Here is a 16,955-nt window from a genome sequence, read left to right on the forward strand (position 1 = left end):
TGTGATGACGCGGGTTCAGCGCCATGCCCGCAACAACTCCAGCAACGCCTCTTCCTGCGGTTCCGGCGCGATCCGGATCCTTGACCCGGCGATGCTTTCGAAGACTGCGGCGATACGCCCCGACAGAGCGAAAAACACGGTCTTTTCAAAAAGATCACGCAAAGCGGGCCGGTTGATCAGGGCTTGCGTCGCAGCTGCCGCCTTGGCCGAATAGAGCAGGACCGCCTCGACCGGCCGGCTGGACAGTCGCGCAAGCAGGTCCGTGTCGGAATATTCCAGCGCAACGGTATCGTAGGTCTCGATGGCGCGGACCTCGACGCCGGCTGCCATGAGCTGCTCCTCGAAGGCCGGAAAGCGCACGCGGCCGGTGAGATAGGCGATCGTCCCTGCCGAATAGCCGGCAGCGATCGCGTCGGCCAGTGCGGCGGCATCGCCCGGACCTTCGCTGACCGACAGGAAACCCGCCTTGCGCGCCGCTTCCGCCGTCCTGTTGCCGACGGCAAGACAGGGCAAGGCAGCGAGCGCCGCGATGAGCTCTTCCGGCGCATGGCGCACCGCATTGGCGCTGGTGACCGCGACCGCCGCATCGCTTGGGGCAGCGCGGGCGTCGACCGGCAACGCCACGGTCTCGGTCAGCGGCAGCAGGGTCGGCTGAAAACCCATGTCCTGCAGCCGCCGCATCGTGCGCGTCGCGCCCGGTTCCGGCCTCGTCACCAGGACGCGGACCATTTTAGGCCCAGCCGTCGAAGAATGCTTCGCCGGCCTTGGCCCGCACCGTCCTCGCAGCGTCCGCGCCGATCCGCGCAGCGTCCTTCGCAGGACCGTCCAGCTCGACCTCATGCGAGGCCGTGCCGTCAGGCGAGATGATCAACCCGGCGAAGGAGAGCGTTTCGCCTGCTATCGTCGCATGGCCGGCGATCGGCGTGCGGCAGGAGCCGTCGAGCGCCGCGAGAAAAGCGCGCTCGCAGGTCAGCGCCTGCCCGGTCGGCACATCATGGATGGCCAACAGCATCTTTTCGACGCCGGCATCGCCGATGCGGCTTTCGATGCAGATCGCGCCTTGCCCGGGCGCCGGCGGAAAAATGTCAAGCGGCATCAGATCGGTGACGACATGCTCAAGCCCGAGCCGTTTCAGCCCGGCATAGGCCAGAATGGTGCCGTCGGCGACGCCTTCGTCCAGCTTGCGCAGCCGCGTCTGCACATTGCCGCGAAACATCACCACGTCGAGATCCGGCCGCATGCGCCGGATCAGCGCCTGACGCCGGAGCGAGGACGACCCGACCTTCGAGCCTTGCGGCAGGTCAGCAATCCTCTTCGCCGTCTTGCCGACGAAAGCGTCGCGCGCGTCCTCGCGCGGCAGGAAAGCGGACAGCTCGAGCCCGTCCGGCAACAGCGTCGGCATGTCCTTCGACGAATGCACGGCGATGTCGATCCTGCCCGCGAGCAATGCCTCCTCGATTTCCTTGGTGAACAAGCCCTTGCCGCCGGCTTCCGACAGCGGACGGTCCTGGATGCGGTCGCCGCTGGTCGAGATGACCACCACCTCGAACGCCGCCTCCGGCAGGCCGTGTGCCGCCATCAGGCGCGCCTGCGTTTCATGCGCCTGGGCCAGCGCCAGCGGGCTGCCGCGTGTTCCGATTTTCAAGGTTGTTTGCATGGCGCGCGGTCCGTGATAACCCCCGGCAGGTTTCAGGGTTTTCTCCTAACGGGGAAAGGTCTGGCATACAATCTCTAGGGACAGCGACCAATTGATCCGCGTTCTGGGCATTGAGACAAGTTGCGACGAGACCGCCGCCAGCGTGGTGGCGCTCGACGGCACGTCCGCGCCCGAAATCCTGTCCAACATCGTGCTCAGCCAGATCGAGGAACATGCCGCTTTCGGCGGCGTTGTGCCGGAGATCGCCGCGCGCGCCCATGTCGAGGCGCTGGACGGCATCGTCGAGGCCGCCCTTGCCGATTCGGGCGTGGCGCTCGGCGATATCGACGCCATTGCCGCGACCGCCGGTCCCGGCCTCGTCGGCGGGCTGATCGTCGGTTTGATGACGGCAAGGGCCATTGCGGCAGCAGCGAACAAGCCACTGATTGCCATCAACCATCTCGAAGGCCATGCGCTGACGGCAAGGCTGACCGACGGGCTCGACTTCCCCTATCTGCTGCTGCTGGTTTCCGGCGGCCACACGCAGATCGTCGCCGTGCGCGGCGTCGGTGACTACCAGCGCTGGGCGACGACCATCGACGATGCGCTCGGCGAAGCCTTCGACAAGACCGCCAAGATGCTCGGCCTGCCCTATCCCGGCGGCCCGAATGTCGAGAAGACGGCGGCGTCCGGCAATGCAGCGCGCTTTGCCTTCCCGCGCCCGATGAAAGGCTCGGCGCAACCCGATTTTTCGTTCTCCGGCCTCAAGACCGCCGTGCGCCAGGCGGCGACAGCGATTGCACCGTTGAGCGATGAGGATGTCGCCGACATCTGCGCCTCGTTCCAGGCGGCGGTGGCGGACGCACTGGGCGATCGTGTCGGGCGGGCGCTGAATCGATTCCGGCAGGAATTCCCGGGCAAGGCGGACCCGGCGCTGGTCGTTGCCGGCGGCGTTGCCGCCAACGTCACGATCAAGGCGACGCTGGACAAACTGTGCGCACAAGCCGGCTTCACCTTTGTCGCACCGCCGCTGAAACTCTGCACGGATAATGCAGCAATGATCGCCTGGGCCGGCATCGAGCGGCTGCGCGCCGGCATGGCTGAGGAGAACGCCGCCGATTTCGTGCCGCGCTCGCGCTGGCCGCTGGACAGCATCTCGGCGCCGATGGTCGGCTCGGGCCGGCGCGGGGCCAAGGCATGATCGGCGGCGAGGATAGGGCACCAAGCGGCTGGCGCGTTGCCGTGCTCGGCGGCGGCGCCTGGGGTACCGCACTTGCGCTGGCCATGCTGCGCACCGGCCATTTCGTCCGCCTCTATGCGCGCGACCCGGAGACCGTCGCCGCGATCGACCGCGGCGAAAATCCGCGCTATCTGCCGGGCATCGCCATCGAGCCCGGCATCGTGGCGACCAGCGACATCAAGGCCGCGCTCGACGGCGCCGACTGCGTGCTGGCCGTGGCCCCGGCGCAGGCGCTGCGCACCATGCTGGCCTCAGCAAAGGACCATGTGCCGAAGGCCGTGCCGCTGGTCCTCTGCGCCAAGGGCATCGAACGCGACACCGGTGCGCTGCTCTCGGCGATCGTCGAGAATATCCTTCCGACCAACCCGGTTGCCGCCCTGTCCGGCCCGAGTTTTGCCACCGACGTCGCGCGCGGGCTGCCGACGGCAGTGGTGGTCGCCGCCCGCGACGCGGATCTGGCCGCCGACCTTGCCGCCCGCTTTTCGGCAGAAAATCTGCGCTGCTACTCGAGCGACGACCTCGTCGGCGTCGAGATCGGCGGCGCGCTGAAGAATGTCTTTGCCATTGCCGCCGGCGCGGTCACCGGTGCCAGCCTCGGCGCCAGCGCCCAGGCTGCCATGGTGACGCGCGGCTTCGTCGAACTGCGCCGCATCGGTGCGGCCTTCGGCGCCAAGCCGGAGACGCTGATGGGGCTTTCGGGCCTCGGCGATCTTCTGCTGACTTGCTCGTCGGCGCAGTCGCGCAATTTTGCCTACGGACTGGCGCTGGGACAAGGCAAGCCGCTTGCCGGCCTGCCGCTCGCCGAAGGCGTACCGACGGCAGCGATCGCCGCCCGCATCGCCGCGGAGCGTGGCATCGACGCGCCGATCATCACCGCCATCGCCGCCATACTGGACGGCACAGTTACGGTCCGACAGGCTGTGTCGGCGCTGATGACGCGGCCGCTGAAGACCGAAACCGACATATAAGTCTCGAACAACCGGAGCTAAAAAAGATGCTGTTTGCGTTGATTTGCAAGGACAAGCCCGGCAGCCTGCAGGTGCGCCTCGATACGCGGCCCGAGCATATCGCCTTCCTGGAAGGGCTGAACGGCGACAAGAAGCTCGCCTTCGCCGGCCCGTTCCTCGATGGAGACGGCAAGCCGAACGGCAGCCTCGTCGTGGTCGAAGCCCCGGATCTGGCCGGCGCTGAGAAGCTGTCGGCGGCCGACCCCTATGCCAAGGCCGGCCTGTTCGAGAGCGTCGAAATCCGCCAGTGGAACTGGACCTTCAACAAGCCGGCGGCTAGTTAATTCTGGTTGCTGATGAACGGGCCGCACGGAGGAGCAAAAGCATGAACTACTGGCTGTTCAAATCCGAACCCTCGGTGTTTTCCTTCGAGGCGCTGAAGGCCAAGGGCAAGGCCGGCACGCAGTGGGACGGCGTACGCAACTATGCGGCGCGCAACAACATGAAGGCGATGCAGATCGGCGATCTCGGCTTCTTCTACCATTCCAATGAGGGGCTCAACATCGTCGGCATCGCCGAGGTCTGTGCCCTGGCGCATCCAGACAGCACCACCGACGATCCGCGCTGGGAATGCGTCGACATCCGCGCCGTCAAGGACGTGCCGAACCCGCCGACTCTCGAGCAGGTCAAGGCCAATCCCAAGCTCGCCGAAATGGCACTGGTCCGGCTCGGACGGCTTTCCGTGCAACCGGTGACGCCGGCCGAATGGAAGGAAGTCTGTCGCATGGGCGGGCTGACACCGGCCCCGTGACCGTCCTCACCCCGAACAGCGCGAAAAGATTCATCCTCGACAACACGGCGCTGATGGCGCCGCCGCACGTGCCTGAAATTCTTCTTCACCTGGCCGACGAAGCCCATGACCTCTGGCTGCGGACGGAAGACGAACTGGCGGCAATCGGCCTGCCGCCGCCCTTCTGGGCCTTCGCCTGGGCCGGCGGCCAGGGTCTCGCCCGCTATCTGCTCGACCATCCGGCCACGATACGCGGCAAGCGCGTGCTCGATTTCGCCTCCGGCTCCGGCCTTGTCGCCATCGCCGCCGCCAAGGCCGGCGCGGCCGAGGTGACCGCGGCCGACATCGACCCGTTCTGCGCAACGGCGATCGCCCTCAACCTCGAAGCCAATCAGGTCAAGGCGGAATTCCTCGCCGCCGATTGCGTCGGCAGCGACGCCGGTTGGGACGTCGTGCTGGCCGGCGACGTCTTCTACGACAAGCCGTTCGCCGACAGGCTGATGCCGTGGTTCACGGCGCTGAAGGCACGCGGCGCGGAAATACTGATCGGCGATCCCGGCCGCTCCTATCTGCCCGGGACGGGACTGGAGCCGCTCGGCGTCTACGAAGTGCCGGTGACACGCGCGCTGGAGGACGCCGAGGTCAAGCGCACGACCGTCTGGCGCCTTGCTTGACGCCACCGCCGAACAGGCGTTCCATCGCGCATCGATTTAAAGACTATGCATGTCGCTGTCCCAAAGCTGCAGCACACTTTGGGGCGACATGCATCGGGAGGGGGAATCATGGATTTTTCGGCAGTGAACTGGCTGGCGGTCATTGTTGCCGCCGTGGTGGCGTGGCTGTTCGGCGCGGCCTGGTACATGGGCTTGAGCAAGCCGTGGCTGAAGGCCGCCAAGCTCGACCCGGCGACGATGAAACGCTCGCCGCTGCCCTTCATCATCTCCTTCATCGCCGAACTGATCATGGCGCTGGTCATGGCCCTTGTCGTCGGTGCGATGACCGGCGGCGAACCGACCCTGGTCGCCGGGCTGGTCTTCGGCTTCGTGCTGTGGCTTGGCTTCGTCGCCACGACGCTTTCGGTCAACCACCGTTACGAAGGCTTCGGCTGGGACCTGACGCTGATCGACACGGGTCACTGGCTGGGCGTGCTGCTTCTCATCGGCGCGGTGATCGGCTGGTTCGGCGCGCCGGTGGTCGCCGGCTGAGCGCAACCCCCGACCGCACGGCGGCTGGTGCAACCTAAAGCTCGTCCCAACTCCGGCGTGTCGGGTCCGGCTGCGGCTTGTGGACCTCGTTCAGGATCCAGTCCTTGAAGGCCACGATCCTGGCGTCGTTCGCGGATGCGACCGGATAGACCAGGAAGTAGGCGAATTCCGGCGCGACCTTGATGCCGAGTGCGAACGGCCGCACCAGCCGGCCTTCGGACAGGTCGTTTGCCACCATGGCGAAATCGGCGAGCGCCACGGCATTGCCGTCGAGCGCTGCCTGCACCGCATCCGATGAGCTGCCGAAAACGATGGTCCGGCTGTCGTCGAAATCGTCGATGCCCGCCGCCGCCATCCACATGCGCCAGTTCGGCCAGGTGACGCCCTGGCGGGACCATACGATATGGGCGAGCGTGTGCTGGAATAGGTCGCGCGGCTCCTTGAGCGGCGGCCCGGAGCGCAGCAGGGCCGGGCTGCAGACCGGAGTGATGATGTTTTCGAACAGCCGGTCGGCGTATAGTCCCGGATATTTGCCGGTGCCGAAGCGGATGCCTATATCGACGTCGTCGCGGTCGAAGTCGCGCACTTCATAGGAGATGTCGAAGCGCAGCTCGATGCCCGGCCGCTGCCGGCGAAAATCATCGACGCGCCGCATCAGCCATTTCGTCGCGAACTGCGCGTCCAGCGTGATCTTCAGCAGCGCCGTTCCGCGCGCCGTCTTCTGCGCCCGCGAAACCGCGCGGCCCAGCAGGTCGAGCGCGTCGGTCGCGGCGTCGAACAGCACCGTGCCGGCCTCGGTCAGCCGGATGGTACGGCTGGTTCGCGTGAACAGCACCAGACCGAGCTGGTCCTCGATCTCCTTGATCTGATGGCTGACGGCGGCCGGCGTCAGCCCGAGCTCGTCGGCAGCACGGGTGAAATTGAGGTGCCTGGCCGCCGCCTCCAGCGTCCTCAAGGCACGGGTTCCCGGCAGCAGGCGGGCCATCAGGACGAGACCGATTCGAGGGGGATCATAGCGCTTCGACCCTCAAAGAAAACTTGATGATGAGAAAAGAACTACTCGTTTCCCCCTTAGATTTCAATCCGGCATGATGTGACCATCGAAACACCATCAAACCGGATTTGATATCCGGAGAACGGAGGACACGATGTCCCACATCGCTTTGAGATCACCAACCGCCCGCCCGACCTGGCTCAGCGCTGCGCTTGATTGGCTCCGCCACGCCAGGGTCGCCGTGCGCGTCGCCCACCAGGATGTCGCCCACCGCAACGTCGAGGATCTCTCCGATCGCCAGCTGCGCGACATTGGCGGCGAGCGCAAGGATGTCGCCCGCGCCATGGACCGCGAACTCGGCCGCCTTGGCCTGCTCGACACAGGATGGCAGCAGCCGAGACGGAGGATAGGGGAATAAGGGAGTAGGGCAGTAGGGAAAGCTAAAGCGGCGCCGACGCGTATGCCTTACTGCCTTACTGCCTTACTGCCTTACTGCCTTACTGCCTTACTGCCCTATTCCCCTATTCCCCTACCTCACCACCCTCACCACCGTTCGATCCGACAGCAACGGCAAAAGCCGCGCCATGGTTTGCGCCGTCACCGCCACGCAGCCTTGCGTCGGCGTGAAGCCCGGCCGCGCCAGGTGGAAGAAGATGGCGCTGCCGCGCCCGCGGCGGCGCGGCGAAATGTTCCAGTCGAGCACCAGGCAGGCATCATAGAGCCGATCGGAGCGCCGCATCCGCTCATGGCTGGCGCCGTAGGGAATCTTCACCGGGCGATTGTAGTTGCGGTCGTCCGGCACCTCGCACCAGCCGAGATCCGGGCCGATCGGCGTCATCGCCAGCCGGGTCCCGCGGCCGCCGGAAAACTGATCCCCACGGAAATAGCCTGACAGGATCCGCATCGCGGCGAGCGGCGTGGCGCCGTCGCCTTCGCGCTTGTTTGCAGAAATGCCGCCGCGCCCCAGGGCGCAGGCAAACACCAGACGGCCGGCCTGCAAAAACCCCTGACTGGGGTTGCCGGGCCTGGCGCGCACGCTGAGCACGCGCAACCCTTTTGGCAAAAATGCGCCGGCTGCATTGCATGGACGTTTTTTCTTGTATGATCGTGTCACGGAACAAATCACTGTGATCGGCTGTTCTGTCGGTCAGCTTCCGCATAAACGGGGGGCGGTCAACTGAATTTTCTTTTCAAAACAACGGATTGATCCATGACCTCACGCACCATTCTGATCGTTGACGACGATGACGACCTGCGCGGCACACTCGTCGAGCAACTGGCCCTCTACGAGGAATTCGACGTCCAGCAGGAAGCAACGGCCGCAAAAGGCGTCGCCGCGGCCCGCGGCGGCCTCGTCGACCTGCTCATCATGGATGTCGGCCTGCCCGACATGGACGGCCGCGAGGCCGTGAAAATCCTGCGCAAGGGCGGCTACAAGGCGCCCATCATCATGCTGACCGGTCACGATACCGATTCCGACACGATCCTCGGTCTCGAGGCTGGCGCCAACGACTATGTGACCAAGCCGTTCCGCTTCGCGGTGCTGCTTGCCCGCGTCCGCGCCCAGCTGCGCCAGCACGAACAGAGCGAGGACGCCACCTTCTCGGTCGGCCCCTACACTTTCAAGCCGAGCCAGAAGCTCCTGATCGACCAGCGCGGCGCCAAGGTGCGGCTGACCGAAAAGGAGGCCTCGATCATCAAATATCTCTACCGCGCCGACCAGAAGGTGGTGACGCGCGACGTGCTGCTGGAAGAGGTCTGGGGCTACAATTCCGGCGTCACCACGCACACGCTGGAAACCCACGTCTACCGTCTGCGCCAGAAGATCGAGCGCGATCCTTCCAATGCCGAAATTCTTGTGACAGAAAGCGGCGGCTACAAGCTGGTTCCTTAAACTTTTCATGATCCAACGAGCGGTCGGGGCCGCTTTCGGGTACGATCCTGGTGCTGGAGGTGGTTCTGGATCGACCCCCTGCCGCATCGGCCCAAAAATCGGAATCGATTTTTGGAAAAGCACGATGCGCAGATTCAGGATGTTAGGGCGTCCTTTGCGCGTCGAGGAGGACGCGCGGCGCTCTAGAGCAATTCCAGGAAGTCCGGAATTGCGTAAAAACAAATACTTAGAGCGGATCTGCGATCCTATCAAAAGCAGAACCGCTCTAAGGGAGGGATTGGACTGATTGTAAGGGGACATAGCTGCTAGATGGCGCTGGATGACGACATCCGCATCCTGTCCGCCGTGAGGCTCTTCGAGGGTTTCACGCAGGAACAGTTGCGTCTGCTCGCCTTTGGCGCCGAGACCACACTGCTGCAGGCTAACCATAAGCTCTACCGTGAGGACGACGTGGCTGATTCGGCCTATATCGTGGTCAGCGGCCGCCTCGTGCTCTATCGCGAGCAGAATGGCGAACGCATCCCGATCAACACGGTTGGTCCGGGCACCATATTGAGCGAGCTGGCGCTGATAGCCGACACCAACCGGCTGACCAGCGCTTCCGCCGAGATCGATTCGGAAGTGCTGCGGCTCAGCCGCAAGATGTTCCGCCGCATCCTCGAAGAATACCCCGAGATCGCGGTCCAACTGCACCAGCGCATCCTGGAGGATTTTCAGGCGTTGATCCGTCGCATCGAGGAGCTGGCGCCGCGCTTTACGGGGTAGGTTCGACTATGCGCCGACCACGCCTACTCTAAATCAAATCGCGCAATCACAGGCACATGGTCCGACGGCCGCTCCCAGCCACGCGCCGGCCGCAAGATTTCATAGCCGGCAAAATTCTCGACCAGATTCGGCGACGACCAGACATGGTCGAGCCGGCGGCCGCGGTCCGATGCCTCCCAATCCTGGGCGCGATAGCTCCACCAGGTGTAGAGCTTCTGTTCCTGCGGCACGTTGAGCCGCATCAGATCGACCCAGTCGCCGGAGCGCCGCATCGCCTCGAAGCTTTCCGTCTCCACCGGCGTGTGGCTGACGACCTTGAGCAACTGCTTGTGCGACCAGACATCGTGCTCGAGCGGCGCGATGTTGAGGTCGCCGACCAGGATCGAGCCGGACACCTCGTCGTGCTCGGCGCGGATGGCGTTCATCTCGGTGACGAAATCGAGCTTGTGTTTGAACTTGCGGTTGATCTCCGGGTCGGGTTCGTCGCCGCCGGCAGGGACGTAGAAATTGTGCAGCAGGATCGCCTTGCCGCCGGCCCGCACCGTGACCGACAGATGCCGGCTGTCATCGATCTCGCAGAAGCGCCGCTTCTCGACCACTTCGATCGGACGCCGCGCCACCGTCGCGACGCCGTGGTAGCCCTTCTGACCATGGAAGGCGATGTGCCCGTAGCCAAGCTTGCGGAAGGCTTTTTCGGGAAACAATTCGTCGGGGACTTTCGTCTCCTGCAGGCAGAGCACGTCGGGAGCCTGCTCAATAAGCAGGCGCTCGACGATCGGCATGCGCAGGCGAACGGAGTTGATGTTCCAGGTGGCGACGGAAAAGGGCATGCGAAGGATCCGGGACAGCGCAAGACCCGCCACAGCCGGACCGGCTCTGACGGGAAATGACGCCCTTTTGAAAGAGTCAGTCCCGGACCCTGCCAGCCGCGGCCGGCAAAGACAAGCCGGGCCGTGCTGAAGCCCGGCTCAGGCTGCGGTCGGGGTCCGCCGAGATTCAGCTCCGACCGGCCTCACCTGAAAACGGCGGAACCCTAGCGCGTCTTGGTATTCAGTTCGCGGTTCGCGGTATAGTCGATGGCGAAGGTGTCGGGGGCGAAGCTGACGCCTTCCTTGACGTTGAAGATCATCACCGTCGTGTCCTTGCCCTGCGCGTCGGTGATGGTCCACTGGCGCAGTTCGTAGGATTTCGGATCGAACATCATGGTGATCCTCGCGTTGCCGAACACGGATTTGTCGGAGAGCTGGATGGTGGTGAGATCGTCCTCTTCCTTTACGCTTTTGACCCGGTTGCCGGAGAGGTCGATCCTGTCGTCGAGCAACAGCTTCAGCGGCGTCTTCGACAGCGGATAGAGGTCTGACGTCTTCAGCTTCTTGTTGAGGATGACCACCGACTTGCCGTCGGAAATCACCCGGAAATTCGACGATCCGTCATAGTTGAAGCGGATCTTGCCCGGACGTTCCAGGAAGAACTTGCCGCCGGTCTGCTCGCCCTTCGGCCCGAACTGCACGAATTCGCCGGACATCGATTTGACGGACGAAAAATGGTCGGCGATCTTCTGCGCCGCCGGCGGAACCGCGGCTTGCGCCGACGCCAGCAGCTGGAAACCGGGCACGACGTTGATGGCCGCGGCACCCGCAAGGACCATGCCTGGGCCAAGCACCTGACGGCGGGTTGGGGCATAATCGCTGTTGGCGAAAATCAAGTTTTTCATGCCGGTCACTTTCGTCTGTTGCGTGTGGTGTAGCAGTCCGTGGACCCCCAGTTAGGCTTAAGTTTGGCGGGTCGGACAGCGCTCAGTCGCTTCAACGCGCCAGAAGGTTCAAAGGTTGCTGGCAGGCGCTGCGCGGCGCCCTGCCGGCACATCAGAACTTGTCGTCCTCCGTCGGCACCAGGATCTCGCGCTTGCCGGCGTGGTTGGCGGGACCGACAATGCCTTCCTTCTCCATCTTCTCGATGATCGAGGCGGCGCGGTTGTAGCCGATGCCGAGCCGACGCTGGATGTAGCTGGTCGAGGCCTTGCCGTCGCGCAGCACCACGGCCACCGCCTGGTCGTAGGGATCGTCGGAATCCTCGAAATTGCCGCCGCCGCCGGACCCGCCCTTGCCGGACGGCTCATCGTCGTCGTCCTCGCCATCGTCCTCGGTGATGGCGTCGAGATATTCAGGCACGCCCTGCAGCTTCAGATGGGCAACGATCCTCTCGACCTCGTCGTCCGAGACGAAGGGCCCGTGCACGCGCTGGATGCGGCCGCCGCCGGCCATGTAGAGCATGTCGCCCATGCCGAGCAGCTGTTCGGCGCCCTGCTCGCCCAGAATGGTGCGACTGTCGATCTTCGACGTCACCTGGAAGGAGATGCGGGTCGGGAAATTGGCCTTGATCGTGCCGGTGATAACGTCGACCGACGGGCGCTGCGTGGCCATGATGACATGGATTCCGGCCGCGCGCGCCATTTGCGCCAGGCGCTGCACGGCACCTTCGATGTCCTTGCCGGCGACCATCATCAGGTCGGCCATTTCGTCGATGATGACGACGATGTAGGGCATCGGCTCGAGATCGAGGTTCTCCGTCTCGTAGATCGCCTCGCCGGTCTGGCGGTCGAAGCCGGTCTGTACGGTGCGTGAAATCTTCTCGCCCTTTTTCTCCGCCTGCTGGACGCGTGCGTTGAAACCGTCGATGTTGCGCACGCCGACCTTCGACATCTTGCGGTAGCGGTCCTCCATCTCGCGCACGGTCCATTTCAGCGCTACCACCGCCTTCTTCGGATCGGTGACGACGGGCGTCAAAAGATGCGGGATGCCGTCATAGACCGAGAGTTCCAGCATCTTCGGGTCGATCATGATCAGCCGGCAGTCCTGCGGCGTCAGCCGGTAGAGCAGCGACAGGATCATGGTGTTGATGGCGACCGACTTGCCGGAGCCGGTGGTACCGGCGACCAGCACGTGCGGCATCTTGGCGATGTCGACGATGACAGCCTCGCCGTTGATGGTCTTGCCGAGCGCCAGCGCGAGCTTTGCCTTGGTGGTCTCGAAATCGCGGCTGGCCATGATTTCGCGCAGATAGACCGTCTCGCGCTTGGCATTCGGCAATTCGATGCCGATGGCGTTGCGGCCGGGCACGACGGCGACGCGGCAGGCAATGGCGCTCATCGAGCGGGCGATATCGTCGGACAGGCCGATGACACGCGAGGATTTGATGCCGGGCGCCGGTTCTAGCTCATAGAGCGTGACGACCGGACCCGGGCGGACATGGATGATCTCGCCCTTGACGCCGAAATCCTCCAGCACGCCCTCGAGCAGGCGGGCATTCTGCTCCAGCGCGTCCTTCGACAGGCTGGCGTCGCGCACGACGTTCTTCGGTTCGGACAGGAAATGCAGCGACGGCATTTCGAACGTCTCCGAACCGATCAGCGAGGTCTGCGCCTCGCGCTGGACGCGCGCGCCGGGGGCCGGACGCGGCGCCGGCGCCTCGACGCGGGTCGCCGCATCGGAGCGGAAGTTCTGCACCTTGGCGGTCGGCGCGGCACGGCGCTGCACGGGCTCCTCGTCAAAGTCCATGTCGGCGTCATCGTCATTATCGAAGACGTCGTCATCGTCCGGGTCGACGGAAACGCTGCGGTCGTTGACCATGGCGGCAAAGAATTCCGGCTCGACGCGGGCGCGGCCGCCCGGGCTCATCCGCGCCTCGGCATACTCGGCCGATTCGACGCGTTCGGCGGCGCGCCGCCAGGCGCTGGCGCGCGGCTCCATCTCCGGCTCGAACTCGTCCCGCTCCTGCTGGCGGCGCACGGCGCGGCGGTGCATCCAAGCACGCAGCGACAGCCACCAATGGGTGATGGCGCCGAGCGCCAATATGCCTTCGTCGCCCTCATCCTCGTCATTGTCGAAGAGCAGGTCGTCCTCTCGGGGATCGGGCGCGGCAGCCGGCTCGAGCACGGCGAAGCCGTTCTTGCGCGCGATCAGCGCCGAGCCATAGGCAAACAGCCACAGCGCCGGCGCGGCAAGCAGCACGGCGAGCACGCTGGCGAAGAGACCGGTCGGATAGCCGCCGATGACCAGGCCGGGAATCTTCAGCACCATGTCGCCGAACACGCCGCCGAGCCCGGTCGGCAGCGGCCAGGTCTTGGGCGGCGTCACGCAGCCGGCGATCGCCGCCGCAAGCAGCGCGAAGCCGAACCAGGCGGCCCCTCGCTTCGGCACCCTGTCGACACCGCGCGCGGAAAACAGCAGGTAGCCCAAGATCACCGCCGGCACCAGGGCAGCGACCGCGGCAAGACCGAAGAACTGCATGGCAAGGTCGGAGAAGACCGCGCCGGCATAGCCCATGGCGTTGGTGACGATGTTGGCGGTGGCGTGGGAGAAACTCGGATCCGCGACGTTCCAGGTGGCGAGGCTGGCAATGCCGAAGGCAACCAGAACGAACAGGGCGACGCCGACCAGCCGGCCGACCTGGCGCCGCGCGAATGCCTGGATGCCGTGCCCCGTATCGGTCAGCGCGAGCGGTGCTGAAGCCCCTGAACGCATGCCTCGTTCCCCGTCTGTCATGGACTGACCGGGCGCAACACGCACTCCGGCAGATTCGGATGCCAGACTATCGGTGGGAAGGTTAAGGCCGCATTAACTATAAGAAGTTGAGGCGACCAAAACCCTGGTACCAGGAGTTGCGGGAGCTTACAGGCGCACGCCTTGCCGGGCCCGGACGCGTCAATGCAAAAAAGCCTCGCGAGCCGGAGCCAACGAGGCCTTTCTTGAGGAGGGCGAAAGTGGGATTTGGCCCTCCGCTGATCCGGGGGTGGGATCGAGGCGCAAGCTAGCCGACAAACGATGCGCCTGTGGAATCACTCTGAATCACATTCGCTTGATGCTTGGCGGGCCGGATCCATACCAACAAAAAATGGCGACCCTGCGGGCCCGCCATTGCTTGCTTGGAAAGATCAGGGCCGCATGGGCCTGGTCCTTGCCATCTCAGTTGGCGCCGCCGAGCGCCTGCAAATTGGCGCAGAATTCGGCATGCGGCTTGCTCATCGCCGCATCCTGGCATTCCTTCATCATCGCGTCCTGCTGGTCCTTGGCCATCGAGTCCCAGGCAGCCTTGAACTCGGCCTTCGGCTTCATGGTCTTCATGCCGCCGTCGGTGAAGAATGGCGCCATGTTGTCCGGCGAGTCGAGAGCGCCGGCGAATGACACACCGCTGACCATGGAAAGAGCAAGCGCTCCAAGGCAGATCCTGATATTCATGAGATGGTTCCTTCCCTGTTGTTCGTGAGCGCCCAAGCGACGATCGCCACCCCAGTTCGGAACCGACCCGGCCGATGTTTCAGGCCGGATGCCTGAACATGCGCCCGATCAACTGATTGTGACTGAGCCACCGGGATTGGAGGCAGGCGGGCATCTAGAGCAATTCCAGGAAAAGTGTGCAGCGGTTTTCCGTCCGGAATTGCGCAAAAACAAAAGGTTAGACAAAAAAGAGGCCCGGAACAGGTCCGGGCCTCAATGCGTGAGCCCTTTTCGGGAGCGTCACGACGGGATGGGAGGATGCGGGGCGGCGCAAGCCGCCCGGCACTGGCGAGGCTTACGAGTGATAGGCCGCTTCGCCATGCGAGGTGAGGTCGAGGCCTTCGCGCTCTGCGTCGGCCGACGGGCGCAGGCCGACGATCATGTCGACGATCTTGTAGAGGATGGCACTGCCGATGCCCGACCAGAGCACGGTCACCAGGACACCCTTGCCCTGCGCCAGCAACTGGGTGGCCGTTCCGGCATAGCCGGCGGCGAAGTCGGCCGTCGAATAGTCGACGATGCCGGCGCCGCCGAGGGCGGGGTTGACCAGGATGCCGGTGCCGAGCGCGCCGATGATGCCGCCGACGCAGTGGACGCCGAAGACATCGAGGCTGTCGTCATAGTCGAACGTGTTCTTCACCACCGAGACGAAGAAGTAGCAGACGCAGGTGGCGACGATGCCGAGCACGATGGCGCCCATCGGTCCGGCAAAGCCGGCAGCAGGCGTGATGGCGACGAGGCCGGTCACCGCGCCCGAAGCAATGCCCAGCATGGAGGCTTTGCCGCGCAGCAGCGATTCAAGCACGGTCCAGGTCAATGCCGCCGCCGCCGTGGCAACGAAGGTATTGACCATGGCCAGCACCGCATAGGCGTTCGCTTCGAGGTTCGAACCGGCGTTGAAGCCGAACCAGCCGACCCACAGCAGTGAAGCGCCAACCATGGTGAGCGTCATCGAGTGCGGAGCCATGATGTCCTTCTTGTAGCCGATGCGCTTGCCGATCATGAGCGCGCCGACGAGGCCCGCGATGCCCGCATTGATGTGAACGACCGTGCCGCCGGCGAAGTCGATGGCGCCGAAGCTGAAGATCAGCCCGGACGGGTCGGAATAGGCGCTCGGGCCGCCCCAGAACCAGACCATATGCGCGATCGGGAAGTAGACGAACGTCACCCAGAGGATGACGAAAAGCATCACCGCCGAGAATTTGACGCGTTCGGCGAAAGCGCCGACGATCAGCGCCGGCGTGATGCAGGCGAAGGTCATCTGGAAGACGACGAACACCAGTTCAGGAATGGCGACGCCCTTGGTGAAGGTTTCCGACAGCGTCGATACGCTGACACCGGAGAGAAACGCCTTGGACAGGCCGCCGACGAAGGCGTTGCCGGCGGTGAAGGCGAGGCTGTAGCCGTAGAAAACCCAGATGATCATGACCACGCAGGTGATGGTGAAGACCTGCATCAGCACCGACAGCATGTTCTTGGCACGAACCAGGCCGCCGTAGAAAAGCGCAAGGCCGGGAATGGTCATCAACAGCACCAGCACGGTGGAAATCATCATCCACGTGGTGTCGCCCTTGTCGACGGTGAAAGCGGGGGCTGCCGGCGCGGCTGCGGCGACGGCGGGGGCCGCTTCCTGCGCCAGCGCGGCGACCGTGCCCAATGCTCCGAGCGCGAACGAGCCCAACAGCGCGGAGCGCGCCGCCGACTTCAAGGTGGAAGGTATGTTCATTGAACTCTCCATTGGAATACGTGCTCGCAGCTCAAAGCGCGTCTGTGTCTGTTTCGCCGGTGCGGATGCGCACGGCCTGGTCGATGCCGAAAACGAAGATCTTGCCGTCGCCGATCTGGCCGGTCTTGGCCGCCGCCGTGATGGCTTCGACGGCCTTGTCGACCATGTCGAGACCGACCGCGACCTCAATCTTGATCTTCGGCAGGAAGCTGACCGCGTATTCCGCCCCGCGATAGATTTCCGTATGTCCCTTCTGACGCCCGTAGCCTTTGACTTCGGTGACGGTCAGGCCCTGGATGCCGACTGCGGTGAGCGCCTCGCGCACCTCGTCGAGCTTGAACGGCTTGATGATAGCCATCACGATTTTCATAAGGTTTCACCCTTTGCTGTTGCGGGTCCCCCGCGTTTGCACGACTTCGCCGATCCCAATGAGAGCCGGAGAGTGCCCGCTAGGATTCAAGCTCCGTGCCAATTGCCGAAGC

At 64.4% G+C, this 16,955-nt stretch carries 19 protein-coding genes; 9 read left to right on the top strand and 10 right to left on the bottom strand.

Features of this window, described 5'->3' with window-relative positions:
- Positions 1-15: 15 nt before the first annotated feature.
- Both ACSQ3Z_RS02505 and hemC read right to left on the bottom strand, forming a co-directional pair.
- Complete coding sequence (locus ACSQ3Z_RS02505; RefSeq protein WP_436169807.1) at positions 16-729, bottom strand: uroporphyrinogen-III synthase; 714 nt, start codon at positions 727-729, stop codon at positions 16-18.
- A 1-nt stretch (position 730) separates the two neighbouring features.
- The gene (gene hemC, locus ACSQ3Z_RS02510; RefSeq protein WP_436169808.1) at positions 731-1,657 is read right to left on the bottom strand and encodes a hydroxymethylbilane synthase; all 927 of its coding nucleotides are present in this window, start codon (positions 1,655-1,657) and stop codon (positions 731-733) included.
- A 94-nt stretch (positions 1,658-1,751) separates the two neighbouring features.
- Here hemC and tsaD point away from each other — a divergent pair, with 94 nt between their 5' ends.
- The 6 genes from tsaD (at position 1,752) to ACSQ3Z_RS02540 (ending at position 5,818) form a co-directional block, all read left to right on the top strand.
- On the top strand, positions 1,752-2,837 hold the full coding sequence (gene tsaD / locus ACSQ3Z_RS02515; RefSeq protein ID WP_436171819.1) for a tRNA (adenosine(37)-N6)-threonylcarbamoyltransferase complex transferase subunit TsaD: 1,086 nt from the start codon (positions 1,752-1,754) through the stop codon (positions 2,835-2,837).
- Positions 2,834-3,844 (top strand): NAD(P)H-dependent glycerol-3-phosphate dehydrogenase, encoded by a 1,011-nt coding sequence (locus ACSQ3Z_RS02520; RefSeq protein WP_436169809.1) that lies wholly within the window; start codon positions 2,834-2,836, stop codon positions 3,842-3,844. Before tsaD ends, ACSQ3Z_RS02520 begins: the two co-directional genes overlap by 4 nt.
- A gap of 26 nt (positions 3,845-3,870) precedes the next feature.
- Positions 3,871-4,167: a YciI-like protein gene (locus tag ACSQ3Z_RS02525; RefSeq protein ID WP_436169810.1), complete on the top strand. Its 297-nt coding sequence runs from the start codon at positions 3,871-3,873 to the stop codon at positions 4,165-4,167.
- Positions 4,168-4,208: 41 nt separating this feature from the next.
- A complete protein-coding gene (locus ACSQ3Z_RS02530) occupies positions 4,209-4,634 on the top strand; it encodes an EVE domain-containing protein (protein ID WP_436169811.1) in 426 nt (141 codons plus the stop codon).
- Positions 4,589-5,287: a class I SAM-dependent methyltransferase gene (locus ACSQ3Z_RS02535; RefSeq protein WP_436169812.1), complete on the top strand. Its 699-nt coding sequence runs from the start codon at positions 4,589-4,591 to the stop codon at positions 5,285-5,287. The genes ACSQ3Z_RS02530 and ACSQ3Z_RS02535 overlap by 46 nt, the downstream gene beginning before the upstream one ends.
- A 108-nt stretch (positions 5,288-5,395) precedes the next feature.
- Positions 5,396-5,818: a DUF1761 domain-containing protein gene (locus ACSQ3Z_RS02540; RefSeq protein WP_436169813.1), complete on the top strand. Its 423-nt coding sequence runs from the start codon at positions 5,396-5,398 to the stop codon at positions 5,816-5,818.
- 34 nt (positions 5,819-5,852) lie between these two features.
- On the opposite strand, the gene gcvA is transcribed toward ACSQ3Z_RS02540, so the two are convergent.
- The gene (gcvA, locus tag ACSQ3Z_RS02545; RefSeq protein WP_436169814.1) at positions 5,853-6,803 is read right to left on the bottom strand and encodes a transcriptional regulator GcvA; all 951 of its coding nucleotides are present in this window, start codon (positions 6,801-6,803) and stop codon (positions 5,853-5,855) included.
- A gap of 163 nt (positions 6,804-6,966) precedes the next feature.
- Here gcvA and ACSQ3Z_RS02550 point away from each other — a divergent pair, with 163 nt between their 5' ends.
- Positions 6,967-7,230, top strand: a complete 264-nt coding sequence (locus ACSQ3Z_RS02550; protein ID WP_436169815.1) for a hypothetical protein — start codon at positions 6,967-6,969, stop codon at positions 7,228-7,230.
- A 111-nt stretch (positions 7,231-7,341) separates the two neighbouring features.
- On the opposite strand, the gene ACSQ3Z_RS02555 is transcribed toward ACSQ3Z_RS02550, so the two are convergent.
- On the bottom strand, positions 7,342-7,875 hold the full coding sequence (locus ACSQ3Z_RS02555; protein WP_436169816.1) for a L,D-transpeptidase family protein: 534 nt from the start codon (positions 7,873-7,875) through the stop codon (positions 7,342-7,344).
- Positions 7,876-8,022: 147 nt separating this feature from the next.
- Here ACSQ3Z_RS02555 and ACSQ3Z_RS02560 point away from each other — a divergent pair, with 147 nt between their 5' ends.
- Together ACSQ3Z_RS02560 and ACSQ3Z_RS02565 are read left to right on the top strand one after the other, a co-directional pair.
- Positions 8,023-8,706: a response regulator transcription factor gene (locus ACSQ3Z_RS02560; RefSeq protein ID WP_006201134.1), complete on the top strand. Its 684-nt coding sequence runs from the start codon at positions 8,023-8,025 to the stop codon at positions 8,704-8,706.
- Between the two features lie 309 nt (positions 8,707-9,015).
- A complete protein-coding gene (locus ACSQ3Z_RS02565) occupies positions 9,016-9,471 on the top strand; it encodes a cyclic nucleotide-binding domain-containing protein (protein ID WP_436169817.1) in 456 nt (151 codons plus the stop codon).
- 23 nt (positions 9,472-9,494) lie between these two features.
- Here ACSQ3Z_RS02565 and ACSQ3Z_RS02570 read toward each other — a convergent pair whose 3' ends face one another.
- The 6 genes from ACSQ3Z_RS02570 to ACSQ3Z_RS02595 all read right to left on the bottom strand — a co-directional run bounded on the left by ACSQ3Z_RS02570 (position 9,495) and on the right by ACSQ3Z_RS02595 (position 16,843).
- On the bottom strand, positions 9,495-10,301 hold the full coding sequence (locus ACSQ3Z_RS02570; protein ID WP_436169818.1) for an exodeoxyribonuclease III: 807 nt from the start codon (positions 10,299-10,301) through the stop codon (positions 9,495-9,497).
- A gap of 203 nt (positions 10,302-10,504) precedes the next feature.
- Complete coding sequence (locus ACSQ3Z_RS02575) at positions 10,505-11,185, bottom strand: outer membrane lipoprotein carrier protein LolA (protein WP_436169819.1); 681 nt, start codon at positions 11,183-11,185, stop codon at positions 10,505-10,507.
- Positions 11,186-11,336: 151 nt separating this feature from the next.
- On the bottom strand, positions 11,337-13,994 hold the full coding sequence (locus ACSQ3Z_RS02580; RefSeq protein WP_436169820.1) for a DNA translocase FtsK 4TM domain-containing protein: 2,658 nt from the start codon (positions 13,992-13,994) through the stop codon (positions 11,337-11,339).
- 441 nt (positions 13,995-14,435) lie between these two features.
- Positions 14,436-14,708 (bottom strand): hypothetical protein, encoded by a 273-nt coding sequence (locus tag ACSQ3Z_RS02585; protein ID WP_436169821.1) that lies wholly within the window; start codon positions 14,706-14,708, stop codon positions 14,436-14,438.
- 334 nt (positions 14,709-15,042) lie between these two features.
- Positions 15,043-16,473 carry an ammonium transporter gene (locus ACSQ3Z_RS02590; protein ID WP_436169822.1) on the bottom strand — a complete coding sequence of 477 codons (1,431 nt, stop codon included), beginning with the start codon at positions 16,471-16,473 and terminating at the stop codon, positions 15,043-15,045.
- A gap of 31 nt (positions 16,474-16,504) precedes the next feature.
- Entirely contained in the window at positions 16,505-16,843 is a 339-nt protein-coding gene (locus ACSQ3Z_RS02595; RefSeq protein WP_023800571.1) for a P-II family nitrogen regulator, read from the bottom strand.
- Between the last annotated feature and the right edge of the window lie 112 nt (positions 16,844-16,955).

Origin of the sequence: Mesorhizobium sp. LjNodule214, from assembly GCF_964252735.1 — a bacterium.
GTDB lineage: Bacteria > Pseudomonadota > Alphaproteobacteria > Rhizobiales > Rhizobiaceae > Mesorhizobium.

Coding starts and splice junctions, on each gene's coding strand:
- ACSQ3Z_RS02520 (WP_436169809.1), top strand. CDS start 2,834: ATGATCGGCGGCGAGGATAGGGCACCAAGCGGCTGGCGCGTTGCCGTG.
- ACSQ3Z_RS02540 (WP_436169813.1), top strand. CDS start 5,396: ATGGATTTTTCGGCAGTGAACTGGCTGGCGGTCATTGTTGCCGCCGTG.
- ACSQ3Z_RS02565 (WP_436169817.1), top strand. CDS start 9,016: ATGGCGCTGGATGACGACATCCGCATCCTGTCCGCCGTGAGGCTCTTC.
- ACSQ3Z_RS02575 (WP_436169819.1), bottom strand. CDS start 11,185: ATGAAAAACTTGATTTTCGCCAACAGCGATTATGCCCCAACCCGCCGT.
- ACSQ3Z_RS02585 (WP_436169821.1), bottom strand. CDS start 14,708: ATGAATATCAGGATCTGCCTTGGAGCGCTTGCTCTTTCCATGGTCAGC.
- hemC (WP_436169808.1), bottom strand. CDS start 1,657: ATGCAAACAACCTTGAAAATCGGAACACGCGGCAGCCCGCTGGCGCTG.
- ACSQ3Z_RS02560 (WP_006201134.1), top strand. CDS start 8,023: ATGACCTCACGCACCATTCTGATCGTTGACGACGATGACGACCTGCGC.
- gcvA (WP_436169814.1), bottom strand. CDS start 6,803: ATGGCCCGCCTGCTGCCGGGAACCCGTGCCTTGAGGACGCTGGAGGCG.
- ACSQ3Z_RS02595 (WP_023800571.1), bottom strand. CDS start 16,843: ATGAAAATCGTGATGGCTATCATCAAGCCGTTCAAGCTCGACGAGGTG.
- ACSQ3Z_RS02530 (WP_436169811.1), top strand. CDS start 4,209: ATGAACTACTGGCTGTTCAAATCCGAACCCTCGGTGTTTTCCTTCGAG.
- ACSQ3Z_RS02505 (WP_436169807.1), bottom strand. CDS start 729: ATGGTCCGCGTCCTGGTGACGAGGCCGGAACCGGGCGCGACGCGCACG.
- ACSQ3Z_RS02550 (WP_436169815.1), top strand. CDS start 6,967: ATGTCCCACATCGCTTTGAGATCACCAACCGCCCGCCCGACCTGGCTC.
- ACSQ3Z_RS02525 (WP_436169810.1), top strand. CDS start 3,871: ATGCTGTTTGCGTTGATTTGCAAGGACAAGCCCGGCAGCCTGCAGGTG.
- ACSQ3Z_RS02570 (WP_436169818.1), bottom strand. CDS start 10,301: ATGCCCTTTTCCGTCGCCACCTGGAACATCAACTCCGTTCGCCTGCGC.
- ACSQ3Z_RS02535 (WP_436169812.1), top strand. CDS start 4,589: ATGGAAGGAAGTCTGTCGCATGGGCGGGCTGACACCGGCCCCGTGACC.
- ACSQ3Z_RS02580 (WP_436169820.1), bottom strand. CDS start 13,994: ATGCGTTCAGGGGCTTCAGCACCGCTCGCGCTGACCGATACGGGGCAC.
- ACSQ3Z_RS02590 (WP_436169822.1), bottom strand. CDS start 16,473: ATGAACATACCTTCCACCTTGAAGTCGGCGGCGCGCTCCGCGCTGTTG.